The 22,902-nt window shown below is 50.3% G+C and carries 17 protein-coding genes and 1 tRNA gene; 14 read left to right on the top strand and 4 right to left on the bottom strand.

Annotated elements, in window-relative coordinates; all coding sequences use genetic code 11:
* Positions 1 to 171 precede the first annotated feature (171 nt).
* A complete protein-coding gene (locus NB640_RS04135; RefSeq protein ID WP_269309907.1) occupies positions 172 to 624 on the bottom strand; it encodes an Hsp20/alpha crystallin family protein in 453 nt (150 codons plus the stop codon).
* 234 nt (positions 625 to 858) lie between these two features.
* Between NB640_RS04135 and NB640_RS04130 the strand changes: the two genes are divergently transcribed.
* The 6 genes from NB640_RS04130 to NB640_RS04105 all read left to right on the top strand — a co-directional run bounded on the left by NB640_RS04130 (position 859) and on the right by NB640_RS04105 (position 11,156).
* Positions 859 to 1,554, top strand: coding sequence for a transposase (locus NB640_RS04130; protein ID WP_269309906.1), 696 nt, complete (start codon positions 859 to 861; stop codon positions 1,552 to 1,554).
* 195 nt (positions 1,555 to 1,749) lie between these two features.
* The gene (locus NB640_RS04125; protein ID WP_269309905.1) at positions 1,750 to 6,438 is read left to right on the top strand and encodes a glutamate synthase-related protein; all 4,689 of its coding nucleotides are present in this window, start codon (positions 1,750 to 1,752) and stop codon (positions 6,436 to 6,438) included.
* Between the two features lie 40 nt (positions 6,439 to 6,478).
* Positions 6,479 to 7,945 (top strand): glutamate synthase subunit beta, encoded by a 1,467-nt coding sequence (locus NB640_RS04120; protein WP_269309904.1) that lies wholly within the window; start codon positions 6,479 to 6,481, stop codon positions 7,943 to 7,945.
* A 275-nt stretch (positions 7,946 to 8,220) separates the two neighbouring features.
* Positions 8,221 to 9,102 (top strand): 4-hydroxy-tetrahydrodipicolinate synthase, encoded by an 882-nt coding sequence (dapA, locus tag NB640_RS04115; protein WP_269309903.1) that lies wholly within the window; start codon positions 8,221 to 8,223, stop codon positions 9,100 to 9,102.
* Between the two features lie 44 nt (positions 9,103 to 9,146).
* Positions 9,147 to 10,334, top strand: a complete 1,188-nt coding sequence (gene bamC / locus NB640_RS04110) for an outer membrane protein assembly factor BamC (RefSeq protein ID WP_269309902.1) — start codon at positions 9,147 to 9,149, stop codon at positions 10,332 to 10,334.
* Positions 10,335 to 10,379: 45 nt separating this feature from the next.
* Complete coding sequence (locus tag NB640_RS04105) at positions 10,380 to 11,156, top strand: MBL fold metallo-hydrolase (protein ID WP_269309901.1); 777 nt, start codon at positions 10,380 to 10,382, stop codon at positions 11,154 to 11,156.
* Between the two features lie 86 nt (positions 11,157 to 11,242).
* On the opposite strand, the gene NB640_RS04100 is transcribed toward NB640_RS04105, so the two are convergent.
* Complete coding sequence (locus NB640_RS04100) at positions 11,243 to 11,707, bottom strand: hypothetical protein (protein WP_269309900.1); 465 nt, start codon at positions 11,705 to 11,707, stop codon at positions 11,243 to 11,245.
* Positions 11,708 to 12,182: 475 nt separating this feature from the next.
* Between NB640_RS04100 and NB640_RS04095 the strand changes: the two genes are divergently transcribed.
* From NB640_RS04095 to NB640_RS04070, 6 genes are all read left to right on the top strand, one after another.
* A complete protein-coding gene (locus NB640_RS04095) occupies positions 12,183 to 12,728 on the top strand; it encodes an FKBP-type peptidyl-prolyl cis-trans isomerase (protein WP_269309899.1) in 546 nt (181 codons plus the stop codon).
* Between the two features lie 84 nt (positions 12,729 to 12,812).
* Positions 12,813 to 13,562, top strand: a complete 750-nt coding sequence (gene tpiA, locus NB640_RS04090) for a triose-phosphate isomerase (RefSeq protein ID WP_269309898.1) — start codon at positions 12,813 to 12,815, stop codon at positions 13,560 to 13,562.
* Between the two features lie 49 nt (positions 13,563 to 13,611).
* The gene (gene secG, locus NB640_RS04085) at positions 13,612 to 13,998 is read left to right on the top strand and encodes a preprotein translocase subunit SecG (protein ID WP_269309897.1); all 387 of its coding nucleotides are present in this window, start codon (positions 13,612 to 13,614) and stop codon (positions 13,996 to 13,998) included.
* Between the two features lie 60 nt (positions 13,999 to 14,058).
* Positions 14,059 to 14,143, top strand: a tRNA-Leu gene (locus tag NB640_RS04080).
* A 432-nt stretch (positions 14,144 to 14,575) separates the two neighbouring features.
* Positions 14,576 to 16,138, top strand: coding sequence for a class I SAM-dependent DNA methyltransferase (locus tag NB640_RS04075; RefSeq protein ID WP_269309896.1), 1,563 nt, complete (start codon positions 14,576 to 14,578; stop codon positions 16,136 to 16,138).
* Positions 16,128 to 16,655: a restriction endonuclease subunit S gene (locus NB640_RS04070; RefSeq protein ID WP_269309895.1), complete on the top strand. Its 528-nt coding sequence runs from the start codon at positions 16,128 to 16,130 to the stop codon at positions 16,653 to 16,655. The genes NB640_RS04075 and NB640_RS04070 overlap by 11 nt, the downstream gene beginning before the upstream one ends.
* On the opposite strand, the gene NB640_RS04065 is transcribed toward NB640_RS04070, so the two are convergent.
* Entirely contained in the window at positions 16,640 to 17,854 is a 1,215-nt protein-coding gene (locus NB640_RS04065) for a restriction endonuclease subunit S (protein WP_269309894.1), read from the bottom strand. The genes NB640_RS04070 and NB640_RS04065 overlap by 16 nt on opposite strands.
* The gene (gene xerA, locus NB640_RS04060; protein WP_269309893.1) at positions 17,823 to 18,812 is read right to left on the bottom strand and encodes a site-specific tyrosine recombinase/integron integrase; all 990 of its coding nucleotides are present in this window, start codon (positions 18,810 to 18,812) and stop codon (positions 17,823 to 17,825) included. The genes NB640_RS04065 and xerA overlap by 32 nt, the downstream gene beginning before the upstream one ends.
* 25 nt (positions 18,813 to 18,837) lie before the next feature.
* Here xerA and NB640_RS04055 point away from each other — a divergent pair, with 25 nt between their 5' ends.
* Both NB640_RS04055 and NB640_RS04050 read left to right on the top strand, forming a co-directional pair.
* Complete coding sequence (locus NB640_RS04055; RefSeq protein WP_269309892.1) at positions 18,838 to 19,503, top strand: restriction endonuclease subunit S; 666 nt, start codon at positions 18,838 to 18,840, stop codon at positions 19,501 to 19,503.
* A 103-nt stretch (positions 19,504 to 19,606) separates the two neighbouring features.
* On the top strand, positions 19,607 to 22,810 hold the full coding sequence (locus NB640_RS04050) for a type I restriction endonuclease subunit R (RefSeq protein ID WP_269309891.1): 3,204 nt from the start codon (positions 19,607 to 19,609) through the stop codon (positions 22,808 to 22,810).
* The last annotated feature ends 92 nt before the right edge of the window (positions 22,811 to 22,902 follow it).

Raw genomic sequence — 22,902 nt, 5'->3', positions numbered from 1 at the left:
TACGATACCTAAATTGCCGGAAAGAATCAAAAATATTTGCCCAAAAGAAAGAGAATGCCCGATGGTGGATAAGCGGGAAAGGAAAAGGTACCAACGGGAAGTATGGTTTTCACAAACAAAAACCGGCACGGGAATTCCGTGCCGGTGTGCGGTCTGTATCAGGCGGTCTGATTACGAAACAGAGAGCATCTTTCTCGAAGAGCCGGGCTTTTTCGGCAGTGTGAGTTGCAGCACACCATCCGCGTATCTGGCTTCGGCTTTCGACTCATCCACATCCTGCGCCAGGGAGAAGCTGCGGGATTGCTTGCCAACATAGCGTTCGGTGCGGATAACCTTACCTTCTTCTTTTTCCTCAGACTCTTTTTTGATTTCAAACTCAATGGTGACCTGGTTGCCTTCCACGCTGACGTGGATGTCTTCCTTGCTGACGCCCGGGGCATCCGCCTTGACGACATAAGCGTCATCCGTCTCATTCACATCGATTTTGATTCTTGGTTCAACCATGTCCATGTTGCCCATGGATGGCATCATGCGAAAGCTGTTGAAGATTTCGTCCAGATTGCGGAAAGGCTCAAAGCGGGTCAATTCGCCAAACGGGGCGATACGTCTCAGATTATTTGCCATAATTTTCTCCAAATTGAAAATACATTTAAATAAAAATCACCTCAACTTTTATTCAGAAAAAACGACTTCGGATACATTTTCACTACAGACTAATCCTTTGCCGACCGGCAATGATGATGTGTATCAACGAAAAAGGAGGCATCATTAATAAATATAGGAGCGCCCTCCCTGATTTCAAGATCCTGTTCATGATAAAATAATAGGGTCAGAGTAATTAATGATAGGTGGCGATACATGGCCAGGGCAGCACGTCTGATTCTTCCTTATCAGCCTCATCACATCCTGCAAAAAGGAAATAACCGGCAGCCGGTTTTTCTGGATGATGAGGATCATTTTTCTTTTCTCCGGTGGCTTCGTGAGGCATCCACCCTGTATAACGTGGATGTTCATGCTTATGTGCTGATGGCGTCTCGTCTGCATCTGCTTGCCACGCCAAAAGATGCCGCCAGTCTGGGCCGGATGATGCAGTGGGTGGGGCGGCATTATGTCCCGTACTTTAATAAAAAATACCAGCGCAGCGGCACTCTCTGGGAAGGGCGCTACAGGACGTCGCCCATTGAGGCCGCTCCCTGTTTCCTGAGCTGCAGCTGCTTTGTCGAACTCCTGCCCGTAAGGCAGGGGCTGGTTCGTCGCGCATCCGACTATCGCTGGTCCAGCTATGCTCATCACACCGGCCTCCGGCAGGACCCGCTTATTCGTGACCATAAGTTGTACTGGGAGCTGGGCAATACGCCTTTTGCGCGCGAGGCCGCCTATAACAGGCTGATTTCTTCCCCTTTTTCTTCCGATGAGGCCGACAGGATAAGCCGGGCGTTTGAACAGGGCTGGCCGATCGGCTCGGAAGCTTTCCGGCTGGAGCTTGAAAGGCGGACGGCCCGTAAATTCCGCATGGGACAGCGGGGGCGTCCGGCCAAAGACCTTGTGGTGTGAGATTTTTCACATTGTTCTTCAGATAATATTACTCTGTCCCCTTTATCGCTTTTCAAATAAAAGGATGAAAATAAATTCGCTCTGACCCCTTTTATTTTTTTGCATAACGGCTTTTGAGGCGTAATATTTTCAGTGAAAACACGCTTGTCGGAAAACGGTGTGATGAATGTAATGACGTTGATGAAGGAGTAAGGTATGCGCCAACAGGGGTTATATCACCCGGCTTATGAACACGATGCCTGCGGGGTGGGGTTTGTTGCCCATATCAAAGGGCAAAAAAGCCATGCCATTGTGGAACAGGGGCTCATGATCCTGAAAAACCTGACGCACAGGGGCGCCGTGGGTGCAGACAAGCTGATGGGAGACGGCGCCGGTATCCTGATCCAGATACCCGACCAGTATTTCAGGGAAGAGATGGCGAGGCAGGGGGTGATATTGCCGCCGCCCGGAGAGTATGGTGTCGGGATGATTTTCCTGCCCAAAGAGCATGGTTCCCGGCTGGCCTGCGAACGGGAAATGGAACGGGCTGTCAGGGCAGAAGGACAGGTGGTTTTAGGCTGGCGCGATGTACCGGTGGACAATGATATGCCTATGTCGCCGGTTGTGCGGGAAAAGGAGCCTGTGATGCGCCAGATATTCATTGGTCGCGGGCCCGATGTTATGGTCACGGATGTGCTGGAACGCAAACTCTTTGTTATCCGCAAGGCCGCCGGTCATGCGATTCAGGATTTGAATCTGGAGCACTGCAAGGAATTTTTCGTGCCTTCCCTGTCTGCCCGCACGATCGTTTACAAGGGCTTGCTGCTGGCTGACCAGGTGCAGACGTATTACAGGGATTTGCAGGACCCGCGCTGCATGTCAGCGCTGGCTATGGTGCATCAGCGTTTTTCAACCAATACGTTTCCGGAATGGCCTCTGGCACATCCTTACCGTCTCGTTGCGCATAATGGCGAAATCAACACCGTCACGGGCAATTTCAACTGGCTCAGGGCCAGGGAAGGCATGATGAAGTCTGCGGTGCTGGAAGACGATCTTCAGAAGCTGTACCCGATCACCTATGAGGGGCAGTCAGATACCGCCTGTTTTGACAATGTCCTCGAACTGCTGGTCATGTCGGGCTATCCGCTGGCACATGCCGTGATGATGATGATCCCCGAAGCCTGGGAAAACCATAACCTGATGGATGAAAACCGGCGCGCATTTTATGAATACCATACAGCGATGATGGAGCCATGGGATGGTCCGGCGGCAATGGCATTTACTGATGGACGCCAGATTGGCGGCATGCTGGATCGCAACGGCCTTCGCCCGGCGCGCTATATCGTGACAGACGATGATCTGGTCGTCATGGCCTCGGAAACCGGTGTGTTGCCCATACCCGAATCCCGGATTATCAGGAAATGGCGTCTTGAGCCGGGCCGGATGTTCCTGGTGGACATGGAAGCCGGGAGAATTATCGATGATACGGAAATCAAGAATATTTATGCCAATGCCCGCCCTTACCAGGCGTGGATCAAGTCAGTCTGCATCAATCTGCATGAACTGAAAGAGCAGGTGAGCACTATCCCGGTTTCTTCCGTGCCGCTCCTGGATCGGCAGCAGGCATTTGGTTTTACGCAAGAAGATCTCAAGGTGATTCTTCCTCCAATGGCACTCACGGGAGAAGAAGCGATCGGTTCGATGGGCAATGATGCGCCTTTGGCCGTGCTGTCAAACCGTCCCAAGCTGATCTACAACTATTTCAAGCAGCGCTTTGCCCAGGTGACGAATCCGCCCATTGATCCCATTCGGGAAGAGATGGTGATGTCCCTCATTTCCTATGTTGGGCCCAAGCCCAACCTGCTGGATACCAACAATGTCAATCCGCCGATGCGCCTCGAAATCCGCCAGCCGCTTCTGGGGTTTGCTGAAATGGAGGCCATTCACAGTATCGACGCTTATACCAATGGAAAATTCCGCTCTTACGAGTTGGATATCTGTTATCCGCTTGCGTGGGGACGCGACGGAATTGAAGCGCATATTGCCTCGATTTGTGCCGAAGCCGTTGATGCCGTCAGATCCGGGCACAATATCCTGATTGTTTCCGACAGGTCCATTGATTCAGCAAGGGTAGCGGTACCTGCGCTGTTGGCGACTTCGGCAGTACACCAGCATCTCATCGCAAAAGGGATGCGTGCTTCGACGGGGCTGGTTGTTGAAACCGGATCAGCAAGGGAGACTCATCACTTTGCGCTGCTGGCCGGTTATGGCGCGGAAGCGGTTCATCCTTACCTGGCGCTGGAAACACTGGCAGAAATGGCTTCCTCGCTTTCACCTGATCTGACGGTAAAAGCCGCGCAGGACAACTTTATCAAGGCAATCAACAAGGGCATACTCAAGGTCATGTCCAAAATGGGCATTTCCACTTATCGCTCCTATTGTGGCGCACAGATATTCGAAGCAATAGGGCTGTCTAGTGCACTGGTGGATAAGTATTTCAAGGGAACGACAACCAGCGTGGAAGGGATGGGTGTTTTTGATGTAGCTGAAGAATCCCTGCGCCTGCACCGGCTGGCATTCGGACAAAGCCGGAAATATGCCGGGACACTGGACGTGGGGGGCGAATATGCTTTCCGGAGCCAGGGGGAGGCCCATCTGTTTTCGCCGGATGCGATTGCGACGCTGCAGCATTCCACGCGCTCCAATAACTACAATACCTACAAGGAGTTTGCCCAGATCATCAATGACCAGTCGCGTCGTCAGATGACACTGAGGGGGCTTTTTGAATTCAGGGTTGATCCCATGCGCGCGATTCCGATTGATGAGGTGGAACCTGCCAGGGAAATCGTCAAACGCTTTGCAACAGGCGCCATGTCACTGGGATCCATCAGTGCGGAAGCCCACGCGTCACTGGCGGTTGCCATGAACCGGATTGGCGGCAAATCCAATACCGGGGAGGGCGGAGAAGATCCCCGGCGCTATGAAAGCGAACTGGCGGGCATCTCTGTCAAAAAGGGCGAAACACTGGCTTCCATCCTGGGGAAAGACCGCATCGTAGCGGATATCGAATTGCAGGAAGGCGATTCGTTGCGCTCCCGTATCAAGCAGGTGGCTTCCGGCCGTTTTGGCGTGACAGCGGAATACCTCAATACTGCTGATGAAATCCAGATCAAGATGGCCCAAGGCGCCAAGCCCGGAGAAGGCGGGCAGTTGCCGGGGGACAAGGTATCGGAATATATTGCGAGCATGCGCTTCTCGGTGCCGGGTGTTGGCCTGATTTCCCCGCCGCCGCATCACGATATTTATTCCATTGAGGATCTGGCGCAACTGATACATGACCTGAAAAATGTCAATCCGCGCGCTTCTATTTCCGTCAAGCTCGTCTCCGAAGTCGGTGTGGGCACTATTGCGGCCGGGGTATCCAAGGCCAAGGCCGATCATCTGGTGATTTCAGGACATGATGGCGGTACCGGCGCATCGCCGCTTTCCTCGATCAAGCATACCGGTTCTCCCTGGGAAATCGGGCTTGCCGAAACACAGCAGACACTGGTGCTCAACAACCTGCGGGGACGTGTCCGCATCCAGGCTGACGGGCAGATGAAAACGGGGCGGGATGTCGCGATAGCCGCCATGCTCGGGGCGGATGAGGTCGGCTTTGCCACGGCGCCGCTGGTCACCCAGGGATGTATCATGATGCGCAAGTGCCATCTCAATACCTGCCCGGTCGGGGTGGCAACGCAGGACCCGGTGTTAAGAGCGAAATTCAATGGCAAGCCGGAGTATGTCGTCAATTATTTCTTCTTTGTTGCTGAAGAGTTGCGCCAGATTATGGCGCAATTGGGTATCCGCCACTATGCCGATCTGATCGGTCGGGTTGATCTGCTGGATAAATCCGGGGCGATTGCACACTGGAAGGAAAGGGGGCTGGATTTCAGCCGTCTTTTCTATGCGCCCGAAACGGATGAAAGCATTCATAAGAAGCATGCCGAAACACAGGATCACGGTCTGGAAGACGCGCTGGATCACCGGTTGATTGCGCAATCCATGCCGGCACTGGAAAAAGGGGAGAAAATTTCTTTTATTTCCCCTGTTAAAAACAGCAACCGTACAGTGGGTGCCATGCTTTCTGGCGAGGTCGCAAGGCGATACGGTCACCAGGGCCTGCCTGACGATACGATCCATATCCAGCTCCAGGGAACGGCGGGGCAATCTGTCGGTGCATTCCTGGCGCGGGGCATCACGCTTGATCTGGTCGGTGAAGCCAATGATTATGTTGGAAAAGGGCTCTCGGGCGGGCGCCTGATTCTGAGGCCGAATGCCCAGTTTCGGGGGCGTCCGGAGCACAATATAATCGTCGGCAATACCGTGCTTTATGGCGCGATTGCCGGGGAAGCTTTTTTTCACGGCATCGCAGGCGAGCGTTTTGCCGTGCGGAACTCCGGTGCGATAGCCATCGTGGAAGGTGTTGGTGATCACGGCTGCGAATACATGACTGGCGGCACCGTGGTGGTGCTTGGCCCGACAGGCCGCAACTTTGCGGCAGGCATGTCAGGCGGTATTGCGTATGTCTATGATCCGGCGGGTTCTTTCGAGCGGCGATGCAATCTGTCCATGGTAACGCTGGAGCCGGTTTTTTCACGGGTTGAGCAGGAAAAAAACAGGGACCGTGCCCTCTGGCACCGTATGAGCCGCCATGATGAGCTACAGGCGGATGAAATCATTCTCAAGCGCATGATCGAAAGCCATTTCATCCATACCGGCAGCATGACAGCACGTCAGTTGATGGATGACTGGCCTGGTGCGCGTACAAAGTTCGTCAAGGTGTTTCCGATGGAATACCAGCGCGCGCTTGTTGATCTGGATGCGCAAAGAAGTGTTCAAGAGACACAAGGTGTGACAGCCTGATGAGGCAGCATGTCATGAAAGAGGAAAGCGAAGGATAAAAATGGGAAAAATAACCGGTTTTATGGAGTTTGAGCGTCTGGAGGAATCCCACCTTGCTCCTGTTGAGCGCCTGAAAAATTACCGGGAGTTCACACTGACACTGACTCAGGAGCAGGCTTCTCAGCAGGGGGCGCGCTGCATGGATTGCGGTGTGCCTTTCTGTAACAATGCCTGCCCGGTCAACAATATCATCCCGGACTGGAATGACCTGGTTTACCAGGGCAGGTTTCGCGAGGCGCTTGAGAGGCTGCACCTGACCAATAATTTTCCGGAAATCACCGGCAGGGTCTGTCCGGCTCCCTGTGAGGCAGCGTGTGTCGCAGGCCTGATAACCGATCCGGTCGGAATCAAGTCAATTGAGCGCTTCATTATCGAGACCGGCTGGGAAAACGGATGGATCATGCCGGAACGGGCAACAATCAGGACAGGGAAACGGGTTGCCATTGTCGGCTCCGGTCCTGCCGGACTGGCTGCTGCCCAGCAACTGGCAAGAGCCGGGCATGATGTGGTGGTTTTTGAAAAAAATAACGGTATTGGCGGGTTGTTGCGCTATGGGATACCCGACTTCAAGCTGGAAAAGCATGTCATTGACCGGCGGATTGCACAGATGCGGGAAGAAGGGGTCGAATTTCGCACCGGTGTCCTGGTCGGCCGGAAGTTTCCCGAACGGATTGCCAACCAGTCAACCGAAACAATTGCACCAAGGGTGCTGCTTCGTGATTTTGACGCGGTGATCCTGGCTGGTGGTGCCGAGCAGCCCCGTGAACCGGATGTGCCTGGCAGCGATTTGGCGGGTGTACATTATGCGATGGAATTCCTCGTGGCACAGAATCTGAAGGGGCCGGGTAAAAAAGGGAGCAGCCGGATTTCCGCGGCGGGAAAGCGGGTGGTTGTGATTGGCGGTGGAGATACCGGATCGGATTGTGTGGGGGTTTCCAACCGGCAGGGTGCGGCCAGCATCCTGCAACTGGATCGTATGCCAAGGCCGCCGGAAGTGGAGAATAAATTGCTGGCATGGCCTTACTGGCCCAACAAACTTCGGGTTTCATCCTCTCACGAAGAGGGATGTGACAGGGACTGGCAGGTGTTGACCAAGCGTATTGAAGGAAAAAGGGGGCGGGTGGAAAAACTGGTTGCCTGCCGGGTGGATGTTATCGATGGCCGCTTTGTTGAACAGTCCGGTTCGGCGTTTGAAATTCCTGCCGATCTGGTATTGATCGCTGCCGGTTTTGCCAGCCCGGTTGCCCAGGTGCTGGATGATTTCGGGGTGGAAAAGGATATGCGCGGCAATGCCCTGGCGCTGGCAGATGCAAGTGAAAGATCCTATCGGACGTCTGTTGAAAAGGTTTTTGCTGCAGGCGACATGCGCCGGGGACAATCGCTGGTTGTCTGGGCTATTCGCGAGGGGCGGGAATGTGCACAGGCTGTTGACCGTTACCTGATGGGAGAGGCTGCGCAGCTTTGCTGAGGAACCGCCGCTTCACGGATTTTGCAAACGAATTGCTGCGCTCTTCGGTGCTCGCAAGCTTGTCTATCTTGGGATATGCCGCTCTTGCTGCGCGCCGTGCGCCTTGCTCTTCATTTCGAAAAACCCATGAAGCGGCGATTCCTGAATGGCTTTGCACGATGTGACTTGCGCACTATTCTGAAACATCATGTTACAGTAAGTTTTTTGCGGAATTATGCCATTTCAGTTTGGTATCCGCTACAATCAGGTTTTTCAAACACACGAGTAATAACGCCATGATTCAGGGTAGCTTAGTTGCAATTGTCACGCCCATGCAGCCGGATGGAAGTCTTGATCTGGATTGTCTGCGCAGATTGATTGACTGGCATGTTGCCGAAGGCACCGATGCCATTGTCATTGTTGGTACAACGGGTGAATCACCCACCGTTTCCTTTGAAGAGCATTGTGAGCTCGTCAAGGTGGCTGTGGAGCATGTCAATAAACGGGTTCCTGTCATTGCTGGTACAGGCGGCAATTCGACTGCAGAAGCCATTGAGCTGACTGAATATGCCAAAAAAGCCGGTGCGGATGCATCCCTGCAGGTCGTGCCGTATTACAACAGGCCGACCCAGGAAGGCATGTACCAGCACTTTAGCAAGATTGCAGAAGCGATTGACCTGCCGGTCATTCTTTACAATGTACCGGGCCGGACGGTGGCGGATATGTCCAATGAGACGATTCTTCGTCTGGCACAGGTTCCTGGTATTGCGGGTGTCAAGGATGCCACAGGCAATATTGCCAGGGGTATCGATCTTCTTCGCCAGGTACCGCAGAATTTCAGTGTTTATTCCGGCGATGATGCAACTGCGATGGCGCTGATGTTGTGTGGCGGCAAAGGTAACATTTCTGTTGTGGCCAATGTCGCACCCAGGGACATGCACCTGATGTGCGCTGCAGCCCTCAAAGGTGATATTGCCGCGGCACGCAAGATCAATGACCGTCTTTTCCCGCTGCATACCCAGCTTTTTGTGGAGCCTAACCCGGTTCCATTGAAGTGGCTGATGAGTGAACTGGGACTCATTCCGTCAGGCATTCGTTTGCCTCTGGTGCCGCTGGGTGCCGCCTGTCATGATGTGGTTCGCAAGGCATGGCAGGAAAGCGGCGTCAATCTCAAATAAACGGGCAGGCCGGTGGTGTTGCCAATCGAGGATGCCCGAATAATATGAAATCAATGAAAAGAATCACGCTTGCTGTATTGTGTTGTAGTGCGCTTGCCATGCTTTCCGGTTGTACCTCATGGGATGAGATGTTCCAGGCCGACAGGATTGATTACAAAAGTGAAAATGCCAAAAGTCCGACACAGCGGCTTGAGGTTCCACCCGATCTGACCCAGCTTCAGCGGGATAACCGCTACGCGGTTCCCGAGGCGGCATCAGGCACTATTACGGCGTCGGATTACCAGCAGAAGCTGGAGTCGCAAACCGGAACCAGGGCCGTTGTTGTCGGTCCGGGTTCAGGCATTGTGGTGGCCCCCAAGGAAGCAACCGATGCGCATATAGAAAGGGATGGCAGCCAGCGCTGGCTGGTGGTCAACCGGACACCGGAGGAACTCTGGCAGGAGATCAAGGAGTTCTGGCAGGATAATGGCTTCATGATTAATGTCGAATCCCCTTCCACCGGCGTGATGGAAACCGACTGGGCGGAAAACCGTGCCAAGCTGCCGCAGGATTTTATCCGCCGCACACTGGGCAAGGTGATTGATTCGCTGTATTCAACCGGAGAACGGGATAAATTCCGCACGCGCCTGGAACGCAATGATGACGGCTCTACCGATATCTTCGTCAGCCACCGCGGCGCGCAGGAAGAGCTGGTTGGTTCCAACAAGGATTCCACCATGTGGACGTCACGTCCTTCCGATCCGGAGCTTGAAGCCGAGTTTCTCTCGCGGCTTTTACTCCGCCTGACGGATAATAAGGAAAAAGAAGTGGCCCTGGCGAAAAAAGAGACCACGATACCTCAGTTGCGGGCCAATCTGGTCAAGAGCGACGGACAATCGGCTATTGTGGTGGAAGAAGGGTTTGACCGTCTCTGGCGCCGTGTCGGACTGGCACTTGACCGTGTCGGTTTCACGGTAGAAGACCGCGATCGCTCACAGGGTCTGTATTTTGTCCGTTATGTGGATCAGGACGAAGAGGCCAAGAGCCAGTCGGCCCAGGAAAGAGGTTTCTTCTCGAAACTCTTCTCTTCCTCCGACAAGGATAAGGATAAAAAAGCCAAACGTTATCGCGTTTCTGTCAGGGAGACGCAGAGTGGTTCAACACAGGTGTCGGTACTGGATAATGAGGGGAATCCCGAAAACTCATCGGCAGGTGAAAAAATCCTGTCCCTGTTGTACGGGCAGTTGAAATAAACCGTGGAAAACAGCGTCACGTCTATTCAAAAGTTAGGCAGACGGTTGAAATTTTCCAGTCTGGGAAGCGGAAGCAAGGGCAATGCGCTGCTTGTTTCCGCCTCTGACAGTACGACGACGACAAACGTTATGCTGGATTGCGGTTTTGGTGTGCGCGAAATGGAGCGGCGTCTGGCGCGTTCGGGTATGCCGCCTTCTGCCCTGTCAGCGATTATCATCACACATGAGCATAGCGATCATGCTGGCAGTGTTTTTCAGTTTGCCGCCCGGCATGACATTCCTGTCTGGATGAGCTACGGCACTTTTGATGCGCTTGGCAGAAAAAATCCCGATGTGGATGTGTGTTTTTGCCGGGATGGTGACAGGCTTGCCATTGGCGATCTTCAGTTTTCCGCTTTTACCGTGCCGCATGATGCGCGTGAGCCGTTGCAGTTTCATGTGACAGACGGAGACAGCAAGTTCGGGGTACTCACCGATGTCGGGCAGATTACTTCTCACCTGGTTGTGGAGCTGGGGGGATGTGATGCCCTTATGATCGAGTGTAACCATGATGTGGATATGCTGGCAAAGTCGGCTTATCCCTATTTCCTGAAAAAGCGGATCAGCAGTGTGCACGGGCATCTGTCCAATGAAGATGCGGCGCAGTTTATCGAAAGTCTGGACAAGGCTCGCCTGAAAACCCTTATTGGGGCGCACTTAAGCCAGCAGAATAATTGTCCCGGGCTTGTGCGGGACCGGCTTGAAACGGCGGTTAGCCATAGTGGGGTGGAAATCCGGGTTGCCTGTCAGGATGATGGGTTCAACTGGCTGGAGATTGTCTGAATTGCCTCGTGTGCTTTATGAACGGTTTCTGATGTAAAAAAGCCGACCCGAAGGTCGGCTTTTTCCGTACTACGTGTATTGCTATATTACTTCTTGGCAGCGTCTTTTGCGTCAGCAGCAGCTTCTTTCGCGTCAGCCTTTGCTTCTTTAGCGGCGTCTTTCGCGTCTTTAGCGGCGTCTTTGGCATCTTTAGCTGCATCTTTGGCTTCTGCTGCTGCGTCTTTTACATCAGCTTTTACGTCTTTAGCAGCGTCAGCGGCTTTAGCGGCATCGCCTTTAGCAGCGTCAGCAGCTTTGGCAGCATCAGTACCAGCGGCCTTAGCAGCTTCAGCTTCAGCTTTCTTGGCGGCGTCGCCTGCGGCTTTTTCAGCAGCCAGCTTGGAATCGATGTCAGCAGCTTCTTTTCTCAGTGCAGCAGCTTCTTCGGTCTTGCCTTCTTTTTCAAGTTTGATGGCTTCCTGGCGTTTCTTGTCTTGGACTGGCGGCTCACCAAACTTACAAGCTGATAACGCAACAGCCAGAATACCGACGATCAAAAGCGATTTTTTCATTTTTTTTCCTTCAAAAAATATAACAATAAGTATTACCGGTAATAAGTACTTCTATTTAGAGTGTTTTTTTGAAAGCCCTGCATCCGGAATGCAGGATGCGCTTCGAAAATACTCCAATAGCCGTGATTATAGCTATTTTTTGGTGCTTGCAACAGATGAGTTGTGCCTGTTTTGCAATTATTTTGATTGCCCGGCACTTCACTCATCAATATATCAAATCAAATACGTTGATGAATTTCTGTCACGTAAAGAAAGTTTATATCAAGACAAGGTGATTTTTAACACTCCTCTGCCAAAAAAGGGGAATTTAAGGTGAAGTAGCTTCAAAATGCTGACAAAAAAGAGACAGTTCGCCGGAAAATCATCCGTTTTGGGCGGATATCAAGGCACCGCCCTGTTTTTATGAGAAGGTACCGGATAAGGAAAAAGGTATAATCCTGATTTGGCAAACCCGCCTGATTGCACTGGAGATAGGATGAAAATTACCAAGAACACAGTTGTCACCGTTCATTACCAACTGTCGGATGCACAGAATAATCTGCTTGAGGATGGGCCGGAGCCAATTATCTATCTTCATGGCGGGTATGAAAATACTTTGCCGGCCATTGAAAAGGTACTTGAGGGACAAGAAGCCGGCTACTCCACCGTGATCCAGGTAGAGCCGGAAGATGCATTTGGCGATTATGATCCCTCCCTGGTCAGGGTTGAGGCGAGTGACAAATTTCCTTCCCCACTGGAAGTGGGCATGCAGTTTGAAGGAATTCCGGAAGACGGGGATGAAGATGATGATATGGTTATTTTCGCGGTAACGGATATTGCCGAAGGAAAGGTTGTTCTCGATGGCAATCACCCGCTTGCCGGCCTGGCATTGCGTTTTGCGCTGAACGTGCTTGATGTGCGCCCCGCAACGCCCGAAGAAATTGAGCACCGCCATGCGCATGGACCTGGTGTGCATGATGATGACGACGATGACGATGAAGGACAAGACGACGATCAGTATCGCAGCATCATTATCCATTGATCTCTCAGGAAAAAATGTCCTTTTTGATTGACCGTTTTTAATCCCCCACGCTAAAATAGCCGATTGGCAAAGTTCGAGGATGGTATGCGTCGCAAACTGTTTGTCGGTAACTGGAAAATGCATGGGAGCCTTGTCGCAAACGGCAGTTTGCTGCGGGACCTCAAAGCTGCGGCATGGGAAGCCCAGGGTGACCTGGCGGTGTGTGTCCCGGCCTGTTACCTTGCCCAGTGCAGTGAGATCCTGATCCGCTCAGGAATTGCGCTGGGGGCACAGGATGTTTCCTCCCACACGACAGGTGCCTACACCGGGGAGGTTTCCGCCCGGATGCTGCAGGATTTCGGTTGCAAGTATGTTATTGTCGGCCATTCCGAAAGACGCGAGTATCACGGAGAAACTGATGAGGAAATCGCGCATAAGGCACAAAGGGCCATGGCGGCCGGACTGACCCCCATCGTCTGTGTCGGTGAGACACTGGCAGAAAGGGAGGCCGGGCGTACGCGGGAAGTCATCAACATGCAGATGGATGCTTTTCTTTCCGTGCTGGAGCCTGAAGAAACCAACGACCTGATCGTGGCTTATGAGCCGATATGGGCAATCGGCACCGGTATGACCGCAACGCCGGAAATGGCGCAGGAAGTCCATGCCATGCTAAGGGAAAAGCTGGTGGAAAAGAGCGCGGAAGCCGGAGAACTTGTCCATATTCTATATGGAGGCAGTATGCGGCCAAAGAATGCACGGGAATTGCTGCAAATGCCCGATATTGACGGTGGCCTGATAGGCGGCGCATCTTTAATTGCCGCCGATTTTCTGGCAATTGCAAAATCTGTATTATAATTGCCCCCCTGGGCATATCTGGAATTAAACGGGAAAGAAGAAAACGGTTATGTTGTTCAAAATAGTTATCGTCGTACAGGTCCTTTCAGCACTGGCCATTATCGGGCTTGTTCTGCTGCAGCATGGCAAGGGTGCGGATATGGGCGCTGCTTTTGGCGCAGGTGCATCAGGCAGTCTTTTCGGGGCAACCGGCTCTTCCAATTTTCTCTCCCGCTCAACCGCAGTTGTCGCCGCGATTTTTTTTGTGGCAACGCTGGTTATGGCCTACATCGGGCACCGTCCGGCTCCCAGAGCGACAGTTGCCGATCAGTTGGAAACCATGACGGTTGTGACACCGGCGCAAAAAGAGAAAGCAGAAAAAACGGCTGGTGCCGGTATGGCGGCTGTTCCTGGTGTGCCAGCAGAACAGCCTGCGGAACAGAAAGAGACCAAATAAATCTTTCTTGACGCAATTCGCTTGAAGAAATATCCGGATACTGAGATAATTTACGTCTTTGCCGACGTGGTGGAATTGGTAGACACGCTATCTTGAGGGGGTAGTAACGAGAGTTGTGCGAGTTCGAGTCTCGCCGTCGGCACCAACAAGACATCCGAAGATGTCCGATAAAATTCAAAAACCCGCTAAAATACTACGCTTTAGCGGGTTTTTTCATCCAGTAACGTCCAGCAAGGGTTGTCTATATCCACAAAAATAGTCTATATTTTTGACTATATCTGCCTACATCTTAAATTGCTTCACAGGAATGAACTCGATTTTCATGGATGGTTGGTATGGCAACCAACAAGCTGAAACCCAAGTTCTAAACATCTCTAGAATTGGAGTGAAGCCCCGATTTCCGTATTAAAAAATTACTGCAATCCATTCACAATTGGTATTTGTTGAATCTGGACTGGATTAATACGATTTGATGAAATATTAATCTGAAAATCTTCTGGTGGAAAAAATAAGAATATATGATATACCTGATCAAGATGAAAAAATGTGCGGTTAATGAATAATGACAGAAGCAAGAATGAGTACTGGCAAAAGCAAAAGTAGCAATAGCGCAACGCTTGGGTTTGAGGCTGAACTCTTTAAGGCGGCAGACAAACTGCGCGGTAATATGGAGCCAAGCGACTATAAACACATTGCGCTGGGCTTGATCTTTCTGAAATACATCTCGGATGCTTTTGACGCCAAACACAAGAAACTGCTTGCAGAGGATAAACGCGCTGCTGAGGATAAAGACGAATATCTCGCCGAAAATGTATTCTGGGTGCCAAAGGAAGCGCGTTGGTCACACTTGCAAGCCAATGCAAGGCAACCCACTATCGGTATCCTGATTGATGATGCGATGCGCGTTATCGAAAAAGATAACGAATCACTCAAAGGGGTGTTACCCAAGGATTATGCTCGCCCTGCCCTGAACAAAGTCATGGTTGGCGAATTGATTGACCTGATTTCTGGTATTTCGCTGAAAGAAAATAACCGCTCCACGGATATCCTCGGGCGCGTTTATGAGTATTTTCTCAGCCAGTTTGCCGGTGCGGAAGGCAAGCGTGGTGGCGAATTTTATACACCACAGTCCGTCGTGCGTGTTCTCGTTGAAATGCTGGGACCTTATTCAGGCCGTGTTTACGACCCCTGCTGTGGTTCTGGCGGTATGTTTGTGCAATCGGAAAAATTCGTGCAGGAGCATGGCGGAAAAATCGGAGATATTGCCATTTACGGACAGGAATCCAATTACACAACCTGGCGTCTGGCGAAGATGAATCTGGCTGTTCGCGGTATTGATTCAGATATTCGCTGGAACAACGAAGGCAGTTTTCATAAGGACGAATTGCGTGATCTGAAAGCTGACTTCATCCTTGCCAATCCCCCTTTCAATGTATCGGATTGGGGGGGAGAACGTTTGAAAGATGATGTGCGCTGGAAGTTTGGCATACCACCTGTAGGGAATGCAAACTATGCATGGTTGCAACATATTTGCCATCATCTTTCTTTGCATGGTATCGCGGGAGTCGTGCTGGCTAATGGCTCAATGAGTTCCTCTTCATCTGGTGAAGGCGATATTCGCCGTATGATGCTTGAGGAAGACGTGGTTGATTGCATAGTGGCTCTGCCGGGACAATTGTTCTATTCCACGCAAATTCCAGCCTGCTTGTGGTTTCTGGCACGCGATAAGTCCAACGGTAAATGCGGGAAAAATATCTTGCGTGACCGCCGTGGCGAAGTACTTTTCATTGATGCCCGCAAGATGGGCGTACTGGTAGATCGCACACGGCGAGAGCTGACGGACGAAGAAATCCAGAAAATTGCCGATACTTACCACGCCTGGCGCAACGAAAAAGATGCGAGAGAGTATGTCGATGTAGCAGGATTCTGCAAATCAGCGACGCTGGAGGATATCCGTAAGCATGGGCATGTGCTGACGCCAGGGCGTTATGTCGGATTGCCGGATGAGGCGGATGATGGTGAACCGTTCGAGGAAAAAATGGCGCGCTTAACAAGCGAACTTTCCGAGATGTTCAAACGTTCCCACGAATTGGAGGGTGAAATACGCAAAAGGCTGGGGGCAATTGGGTATGAAGTATAGACTGAAGGATATATGCACAAAGATAACTTCTGGCGGCACTCCAAAAAGTAGCAATCCAAGTTACTACGGAGGGCATATTCCCTGGTTACGTACTCAAGAAATTAACTTTACTGATATTGTACAAACAGAATTACACATTACAGAAGAAGGTTTGAATAATTCGTCTGCAAAATGGATACCTGCTAACGCTGTAATAGTTGCAATGTATGGTGCGACGGCTGGTAAGTCGGCAATAAGCAAAATTCCACTTACTACAAATCAAGCTTGTTGTAATCTTATCGTTGATGATACTAAAGCCGATTTTCGTTACGTATATTATCAGTTGAAGCTAAATTACGAGAAAATATCTGGGCTAGCAAACGGTGGAGCCCAGCAGAATTTAAGCGCTCGAATTATTTCGGATTATGAAATTTACCTTCCCAGTCTTCCGACTCAGCACGCTATAGCCGACACGCTATCCGCCCTCGACATAAAAATTTCCAACAATACAGCGATAAATCATCATTTAGCAGCATGATTGGCAACGGACAGTTCGCCAGACATCAGGCGTGATAGAAGGGTATCGCGGAGAAAGGAAAGGGTATCATTTTCTCGCAAATTGTCTTGTATTTGCGCGAACTGAGTACCAACGATTTCCTCAAAACGAGCCAATTCTTCATCTGGTGGTATTACAACAGGCAATGTGTTTAGGATTTCAGTCGTCATACTTGGAACGGCAGCTCCGGTATTCATCGATGCCAAGTCCTTTGATCGCACGAAGAAGTACACAAATTTTGCAAGGTTCAGACGATTCATCTCAGTGTAAAACATGGTATCGACTGACCAGAAAGGCTGGTTAACATAAATAACGTTGTTTAAAGTTCCTTTTCGCGGTATCAGGACTGACTCGTTTCTATATAAGGCGATATCAACAAAGCGCATAATGCCACCAGAGCCGAAAACAGGAATGGAACCGTTGGCGAGTTTCTTATGGTCTTTACCATATTTCACTGTGATGAGTTCAGATAGCGTTCCAACCTGCCAACCCATGGGAATTTTGCCAAACTCGCTATCGATGAATTCACTGTCTGCAAAAGGCTCGAAATCCACAAACCAACTTTTGAAAATGGCCTGCGCCATCTGCTCTAAATGATGATTTATCGCTGTATTGTTGGAAAGTTTATCGTCCAATACCCGAAGAATTCGTCCAATCTCGCGCTGTTCCTCCAAAGGAGGTAACATTAATTCTAAACTTTCAATATCCGATGGCTTTATGGATGGGTATGCTGAAACACTCTGCTCACCAATGGCGTGCAGATTTTCGACAACATCATCCTGAGATAGATAGTAGTAGAGAAAATCACTATCTGCCACAGCTTTGTCAACCGAGATAACTGCAAAGCCTGTGGAAACAAGCATATTCGGCAGCATATCTTTTATGATGCCATAATGTCGCTGATTCGGACGTACTGTCGAGTAGAGAATATCGTCAATGTATACTTTGCGACGCGCCCTACTCGGCAAAGTATTTTTCCCTGTAACAAGGTACTGAATTTCGTTAATACGATTCTCAGTGATATTGCCCGTATCCAGATAATTAACGAACGACCATTTCTCCGATACGGAATAAGTCTGTTGGTTTGTTTTGCAGATGTCGCCTATCCGTACAGGCTTCCAACCTTGAGTCATCGTCGTGTCTTGTTTGTCAAAGGAATTTCCTATGCGAATTTTTGACATTCGCCTGATTGACCATCGCGTAATGCATGGTCGTATCTATCTTAACATGACCGAGTAAGCGCTGAACTTGCTCTATAGGCATCCCTTTGTCGATGGCTCTGGTGGCGAGCGTTCGTCGGAATTTATGCGGATAAACCTTTTGTATATTTGTCTGTTTGCCGATTCCCCTCAGACGCGTTTCTATACCGCCAATTAGTAGTCGCTCATGAGGACGAGTTAGTGACACAAATAGTGCAGGATTGTTATCTGTGCGGCTGGTCAGATAGTTTTTCAGATGGATTTTTGTTCGTGCATCGAAATAAACCACACGCTCACTTCTACCTTTACCAAATACGACACACTCCCGTTCGTGGAAATTAATATCTTCACGATTCAATCCGACCATTTCACCAACACGCATTCCCGTTGAGGCCAGCAGGTCAACCATTGCCAGATCCCGGATTTCAACGCAGGCATCACGGAGAAGCTCCAGTCCCTCATCAGAAAATGTTTCTTTAATCGTCTTATCCGTCTTTATTTTGCTGATCCGTCGCACAGGGCTTTTCAGGATGTAATCCTCATCTTCAAGCCAGCCGAAGAAACTGGAGAAGATGCGCCGCATATTATCAATCGTCACTTTACTTGAACCACGATCTTTCTGGTAGTTGGTCAGATAGGTGCGTAGATCATCTGTGGCAATTTCTCGTGCAGGCTTGCCAATGCTACCGAACATGGCTCGGATAGTAGCGCTATAGTATTTTAGCGATTTTTCTGAGCATCCTTCGATGTGCTTTGCCGATATAAACACTTCAAGCAATCCCCCGTTCTCAATGATTTCCAAAAGACCAGGAACTTCTTGCTTCGTAATTTTCACGTTATGGAGGGCAGTGCTGAGCACACGCCGCAACTCTTCCAGTTGTGGCATTGTGAGCATTGATGCCATGCTTATCTGAATATCTGTAATGAATTTGTCTTTCATGGTTTTTCCTGCCTTTCGCTGAAAAGTGAGTTTTTACGTTGAAGCAGGAATGGTAAATCATCATTTAGAGCAGATGGCGCAGGCCATTTTCAAAAGTTGGTTTGTGGATTTCGAGCCTTTTGCAGACAGTGAATTCATCGATAGCGAGTTTGGCAAAATTCCCATGGGTTGGCAGGTTGGAACGCTATCTGAACTCATCACAGTGAAATATGGTAAAGACCATAAGAAACTCGCCAACGGTTCCATTCCTGTTTTCGGCTCTGGTGGCATTATGCGCTTTGTTGATATCGCCTTATATAGAAACGAGTCAGTCCTGATACCGCGAAAAGGAACTTTAAACAACGTTATTTATGTTAACCAGCCTTTCTGGTCAGTCGATACCATGTTTTACACTGAGATGAATCGTCTGAACCTTGCAAAATTTGTGTACTTCTTCGTGCGATCAAAGGACTTGGCATCGATGAATACCGGAGCTGCCGTTCCAAGTATGACGACTGAAATCCTAAACACATTGCCTGTTGTAATACCACCAGATGAAGAATTGGCTCGTTTTGAGGAAATCGTTGGTACTCAGTTCGCGCAAATACAAGACAATTTGCGAGAAAATGATACCCTTTCCTTTCTCCGCGATACCCTTCTATCACGCCTGATGTCTGGCGAACTGTCCGTTGCCAATCATGCTGCTAAATGATGATTTATCACCGTATTGTTTTCAATCTCATCGTTTGGCTATATATAATGAGCGATGGATTGGTGTGCGGTCACTATACGCATAAAAAACCAGGAGAACCTTGATGGCCTTTCTATCAGAAGATGATGTGGAACAAGCCTTGCTGGAGCAATTCCGCTCGCTTGGCTACAGCATTGAGCGCGAGGAAGACATCGGCCCTGATGGCCATCACCCTGAGCGAGAAAGCCATGGTGAAGTTGTCCTAAAGAAACGTTTTGAGGATGCCGTTGCGCGGTTGAATCCAGGTTTGCCGCTGGAGGCGCAACAGGATGCCATCCGCAAGGTGATGCAGTCTGAATTACCTTTGCTTCTGGAAGAAAACCGCCGGATTCACAAGTTGATTACCGAGGGCGTTGATGTTGAGTATTACGCCCATGATGACACCCTGATGGCGGGTAAGGTGAAGCTCATTGACTTTGAGCAGCCGGAACTGAATGACTGGCTGGTGGTAAATCAGTTTACTGTGATTGACGGACAGAATAATCGGCGACCAGATGTGGTTGTTTTTGTGAACGGCTTGCCGCTTGCTGTAATTGAACTGAAAGCGCCGGGAAGCGACAATGCAACGCTGGTTGCTGCCTTTAACCAGCTTCAGACGTATAAAGGACAAATTACAGCGCTGTTTCATACGAATGCACTTTTGGTTATTTCCGATGGCATTACGGCGCGTGTCGGCTCGCTTTCTGCCGATTTTGAACGCTTCATGCCCTGGCGCACAACGGATGGAGAAGTCATTGTCTCCAAGGGATTGCCGGAGCTTTCCACGTTGATTGAGGGGGTATTTGAACCTCGTCGTCTGCTGGATTTATTGTGTCACTTCACGGTGTTTGGGGAAACCAGCTTCGGTCTGGCAAAAATTATTGCAGGCTACCACCAATTTCACGCTGTTATTCGTGCGGTGGCATCTACTATTCGTGCTTCTTCCAAATGGTATGGTGTTGCAGAGGAACCTGCTGCGTATGGGTTACCGAGCGTGAAAACCCAGCTTCCAGGCGATAAACGTGCTGGGGTAATCTGGCATACGCAAGGATCAGGAAAAAGCTTGTTGATGGTGTTTTATGCCGGGCAATTGATTTGTCACCCGAAAATGGAAAATCCCACGCTGGTGGTGTTAACCGACCGTAATGATCTGGATGACCAGTTGTTCGCCACCTTCTCGATGTGCCGCGATCTGATCCGGCAGACACCCGTGCAAGCAGATAGCAAGGAGGACCTGAAAAAACTATTGGCACGAGCGTCAGGTGGGGTGATCTTTACTACTCTGCAAAAATTCGATGAGGTGGACGATCCGCTGACGACGCGGCGCAATGTGGTGGTGATAGCCGATGAAGCGCACCGCAGCCAATATGGTTTCAAGGCACGGATTGATTCAACAACGGGCGAAATGTCCTATGGTCTTGCAAAGTATATGCGCGATGCGTTGCCTAATGCGTCATTTATTGGTTTTACTGGTACGCCGATTGAGGCGGATGATGTGAATACACCACGGGTATTTGGTCATTACGTTGATATCTACGATATCAACCGTGCGGTAGAAGATGGTGCAACAGTGCCAATTTACTATGAATCGCGGCTTGCTCGTATCGAACTTAACGAGGATGAGAAACCAAAAATTGATGCCGAAGTGGAGGAGCTTACCGAGGATGATTCCGAACTTGAACAGGAGCGTTTCAAGAGGAAGTGGGCAACGGTTGAAGCGCTAGTAGGAAGCGAGAAACGTCTAGCGCTAATAGCAAGGGACATGGTTGATCATTTCGAGAACCGTCTCTCTGCTCTGGATGGAAAGGCGATGGTGGTTTGTATGAGCCGTCGTATTTGTATCAGGTTGTACGAAGAAATTATCCAGTTGCGTCCAGACTGGCACAGCCCGGATGACAAGGCTGGTGCGATCAAGATTGTGATGACAGGGGCGGCTAGTGATCCGCCGGAGTGGCAGCCATATATCGGTAACAAAGCACGGCGCGAACTGCTTGCCAAACGTGTACGCGACCCGAAAGACCCACTTAAGCTGGTGCTTGTTCGGGATATGTGGCTGACAGGCTTTGATGCGCCATGTATGCACACGATGTATATTGACAAGCCGATGCGAGGGCATGGACTAATGCAGGCAATTGCTCGCGTAAACCGTGTTTTCCGTGACAAGCAAGGTGGGCTTGTCGTTGACTATATTGGCGTTGCACAAAATCTCAAGACGGCACTGCAACAGTATTCTCTTGGAGATCAGGCCAATACAGGTATTGATGAAGAGAAGGCCATCAGGGTCATGATGGATCAGTACGAAGTCGTACGGGATATGTATCATGGTTTTGACTATATCTCTGCGCTGAACGGAACACCTCAGGAACGACTGAAGATGATGGCAGGGGCCATTGAGTGGATTCTGGACAAGCAACAGCAATGGGCAGAAAAGGAAACGTCCCGTGATGGCAAAAAGACGGCGCACCGTCGCTATCAGGATGCCGTGCTGGTATTATCGAAAGCCTTTTCTCTCTCTTCTTCATCGGACAAGGCTAAAGAAATTCGCGAGGAAGTGGGTTTTTTTCAGGCGATCCGGGTGGCTTTGGTCAAGAGCGAGACAGGTTCAGGGGGGGGCGGTGCTGAGCGGGAACTGGCAATCCAGCAAATTGTGAGCCGTGCGGTTGTTTCGACTGAGATTGTCGATATTCTGAAAGCTACCGGAATCAAAAGCCCGGATATTTCTATTTTGTCAGAGGAATTTCTGGATGAAATCCAGAAAATGGACCGGAAAAATCTTGCAATTGAGGCATTACGCAAATTGCTTAATGATGGCATCCGCTCGCGCAGTAAGACAAACGTAGTGCAAACAAGGGCCTTCTCTGAACGTCTAGAAGATGCGATAGCACGTTATCACGCCAATGCGTTAACGGCACTTGAAGTTTTGCAGGAACTAATTTCTCTAGCGAAAGATATCCGTGCTGCCCGCCAGCAGGGGGAAGAGTCCGCCTTGTCAGATGATGAAATCGCCTTTTACGATGCACTAGCTGAAAATGAAAGTGCTGTGGATGTGATGGGTAACGACAAGCTCCGCGTGATTGCGCACGAGTTACTGGTGAGCCTAAAAGAAAACGTATCGGTTGATTGGGCGCAACGAGAATCCGCACGGGCGAGAATGCGCGTCCTTGTCAGACGCGTCTTGCGCAAATACGGCTATCCGCCTGACTTGCAGGATGCGGCTGTACAAACGGTGTTGCTACAAGCGGAAGCTTGGTCTTCAAATTGGTCCTCGTATGTCACGCAATCCATATAACCAATCCAATCAAGATCAATATTTCTGGATTGTCTTTCCGCTAAATGGTTGGAAGGCTGTGCATTTGAAATTGTCGTTATTTTGTGCTGGTA

Source organism: Oxalobacter vibrioformis, assembly GCF_027118995.1.
GTDB lineage: Bacteria > Pseudomonadota > Gammaproteobacteria > Burkholderiales > Burkholderiaceae_D > Oxalobacter > Oxalobacter vibrioformis.
This window is presented reverse-complemented; position numbering and strand designations above follow the sequence as displayed.

Coding starts and splice junctions, on each gene's coding strand:
- NB640_RS04135 (WP_269309907.1), bottom strand. CDS start 624: ATGGCAAATAATCTGAGACGTATCGCCCCGTTTGGCGAATTGACCCGC.
- NB640_RS04130 (WP_269309906.1), top strand. CDS start 859: ATGGCCAGGGCAGCACGTCTGATTCTTCCTTATCAGCCTCATCACATC.
- NB640_RS04125 (WP_269309905.1), top strand. CDS start 1,750: ATGCGCCAACAGGGGTTATATCACCCGGCTTATGAACACGATGCCTGC.
- NB640_RS04120 (WP_269309904.1), top strand. CDS start 6,479: ATGGGAAAAATAACCGGTTTTATGGAGTTTGAGCGTCTGGAGGAATCC.
- dapA (WP_269309903.1), top strand. CDS start 8,221: ATGATTCAGGGTAGCTTAGTTGCAATTGTCACGCCCATGCAGCCGGAT.
- bamC (WP_269309902.1), top strand. CDS start 9,147: ATGAAATCAATGAAAAGAATCACGCTTGCTGTATTGTGTTGTAGTGCG.
- NB640_RS04100 (WP_269309900.1), bottom strand. CDS start 11,707: ATGAAAAAATCGCTTTTGATCGTCGGTATTCTGGCTGTTGCGTTATCA.
- NB640_RS04095 (WP_269309899.1), top strand. CDS start 12,183: ATGAAAATTACCAAGAACACAGTTGTCACCGTTCATTACCAACTGTCG.
- tpiA (WP_269309898.1), top strand. CDS start 12,813: ATGCGTCGCAAACTGTTTGTCGGTAACTGGAAAATGCATGGGAGCCTT.
- secG (WP_269309897.1), top strand. CDS start 13,612: ATGTTGTTCAAAATAGTTATCGTCGTACAGGTCCTTTCAGCACTGGCC.
- NB640_RS04075 (WP_269309896.1), top strand. CDS start 14,576: ATGAGTACTGGCAAAAGCAAAAGTAGCAATAGCGCAACGCTTGGGTTT.
- NB640_RS04070 (WP_269309895.1), top strand. CDS start 16,128: ATGAAGTATAGACTGAAGGATATATGCACAAAGATAACTTCTGGCGGC.
- NB640_RS04065 (WP_269309894.1), bottom strand. CDS start 17,854: ATGTCAAAAATTCGCATAGGAAATTCCTTTGACAAACAAGACACGACG.
- xerA (WP_269309893.1), bottom strand. CDS start 18,812: ATGAAAGACAAATTCATTACAGATATTCAGATAAGCATGGCATCAATG.
- NB640_RS04050 (WP_269309891.1), top strand. CDS start 19,607: ATGGCCTTTCTATCAGAAGATGATGTGGAACAAGCCTTGCTGGAGCAA.